This is a genomic window from uncultured Amnibacterium sp., from assembly GCF_964244015.1.
GTDB lineage: Bacteria > Actinomycetota > Actinomycetes > Actinomycetales > Microbacteriaceae > Amnibacterium.
This window is the reverse complement of the sequence record NZ_CAXTHO010000215.1, coordinates 1-2,097: the sequence shown is the minus strand read 5'-3', so window position 1 is coordinate 2,097 and position 2,097 is coordinate 1. Positions and strand designations below refer to the sequence as shown.

2 protein-coding genes are annotated in these 2,097 nt (G+C 69.9%); both read left to right on the top strand.

The window, feature by feature from the left end:
• The coding region (locus ACFE67_RS14955; RefSeq protein WP_375407662.1) for an endonuclease/exonuclease/phosphatase family protein at nucleotides 1-1,408 on the top strand (1,408 nt) is incomplete at its 5' end.
• Nucleotides 1,409-1,745: 337 nt separating this feature from the next.
• Nucleotides 1,746-1,943 carry a hypothetical protein gene (locus tag ACFE67_RS14950; RefSeq protein WP_375407661.1) on the top strand — a complete coding sequence of 66 codons (198 nt, stop codon included), beginning with the start codon at nucleotides 1,746-1,748 and terminating at the stop codon, nucleotides 1,941-1,943.
• Nucleotides 1,944-2,097 lie beyond the last annotated feature (154 nt).

The following is a 2,097-nucleotide window of genomic DNA, read 5'->3' as shown; positions in this document are numbered from 1 at the left end:
GTCGTACTCGGTGAGGGTCGTCGCGGTCGGCGTCGCGGCGAGCAGCACCCGGCACGGCGTCCGGCCGGTGCCGTACGTGCCGACCTCCATCACCTCCGTGCAGGCCGTTCCGGACGGGCCGAACCGCATCCGCGTCACCTGGACCGGAGGCGGGCAGGCGCGCAGCGTGAAGGTCGTCGCCGGCGCGAACAGCATGACGGACGCCCATCGCTTCAGCACCGGCTGGATGCCCGCAGCGGTCCGCTCTGCGGTGCTCACGGTCCCCCCGTCGCTTCGGGGCGTGCTCGGTGCGGGCACGGGGAACGTCGTCTTCGTCAAGGTCGCGCAGTCCAACCTGCGGAGCCCGAACCCCGCCGCGGGCACCCGCTTCTCGTTGCAGGACAAGTACCGGCTGACCCCCTCCGGCACCTGGTCGCTCGCGGGGATGACGGCGGCCAGCGGGCCCTCCACACCGCTCTCGGTCGCGACCTGGAACGTGCAGAGCGTCACCGCGAGCGCCTCGTACGCGCCGCAGGAGCGATGGGACCAGCGGCTGCCGAAGGTCGTCGCGAACATCGAGGCGCACACCCCGGACCTGATCGGCCTGCAGGAGCTGACCACCGCCCGGATCCAGCCGGCGTGCCTGAACCCGCGAGGCCGGCTGAGCTGCGTCGAGCAGTACCAGACGCTGCAGACGGCGCTTGCGACAGCGGCGGTGCCCTACGCCAACGCCCGCACGGACGGGAACGCGTGGGTCTACGAGCACGCGGACTCGTATGTCGACTCCAACCTGTTCTACAACCCGACGAAGCTCGTCGTGCAGGACTCGGGTTTCATCTCACCGCGCGACCTCGTCGGTCGCGACTGGCCGTCGTCGATGTCGGACGAGGCGGGGATGTGGGCGCGATTCGGCATCCTCGATACCTCCGGAGCGGTGGGACGCAGCTTCCTGGCGGTTTCGATCCACCTGCCGGTCGGCGATCACGGCCCGGTTCGGAAGCTCGAGGCCGCAGCGATCGCGCGGTTCATGGACGGGAAGGCGCGCCAGGCCGACGGCGCCTCGCTGCCGATCGTGTTCGTGGGCGACTTCAACGGGAACGGTGCGCTGGAGTCCGACGCCGGCTCGCTGCGACTCCTCGCCGACGGCTACATCGATGCTGCGGCGACCTCCGACCGGACGAATCTCGACTTCAGCACCGCGAACCAGTCGAACGGCACCGGTGGACCGAACATCGACTACCCGGTCCTGCTCACCCGCCACGCCTACCCGACCAGCCGCATCGACTACGTGATGCTGAAGAACTCGCCGTACCCGTTCAGCTACCGCAATCTCGTGCCGATCTCGGGCGACCGGTTCGACAGCAGCTTCCAGGGCTCCGACCACAACATGCAGCTCGCGGTCGTGGGGATCGGCGACCCGATCGGCTGACCCGCGTCGAACCGGCCGATACTCCCTCCGGTGGCATCGTGCTCCCACTCGTCCGCGACCCGGGGCGCGCCGCCCGAACCCGACGACGGCCGGAGGGACAGGGCACCGAATGCGGCACGGCGGCGAGCAGCAGCTTCCCGGCGACCGTAGCCACGAGCACGGAGCTCGTCGCCCCGACCGGGTTGTCGCGCAGCGCGACAGTGCTGGTCACCACGGTGTGGGCGGGACGCTCCCCCAAGACGCTGCAGCTGCGACCCCACCCCACTGTCGCGCACTGATCGCAGCGGCCCACGCACCCCCTGGGCCGCGCCCAGGAGCGGGCCGTACCGTCCGCCTCATGAGCGATGAGAAGCAGACGGGTCCGATCATGGACGGCAGCACGGACGCGACAGATAAGGAGAAGCTGGCGGGGCTCATCGAGCAGGTCGACCAGGATCACGGCGGCGAGGGTGCCGGAGCCATGGCCGATCACCTCCGCGATCGGATGGCCGAGACCGCGGCCGCACCCGAGGAGCCCGGCGACACGGTGGACTGAGCGGCCCGCCACGGCGTAGGTGTTTATCGAAAACGTGTTCTTACCCGATACCTACGCATCCTCCCCGAGTTTCGAATCTCTGTCTGAGGGGTGTGGTGGGATGCGGGTATGTCGGAACCCACTGATCACGGCGGCGCCCCACCGCCGACCCCGC

Coding starts and splice junctions, on each gene's coding strand:
- ACFE67_RS14950 (WP_375407661.1), top strand. CDS start 1,746: ATGAGCGATGAGAAGCAGACGGGTCCGATCATGGACGGCAGCACGGAC.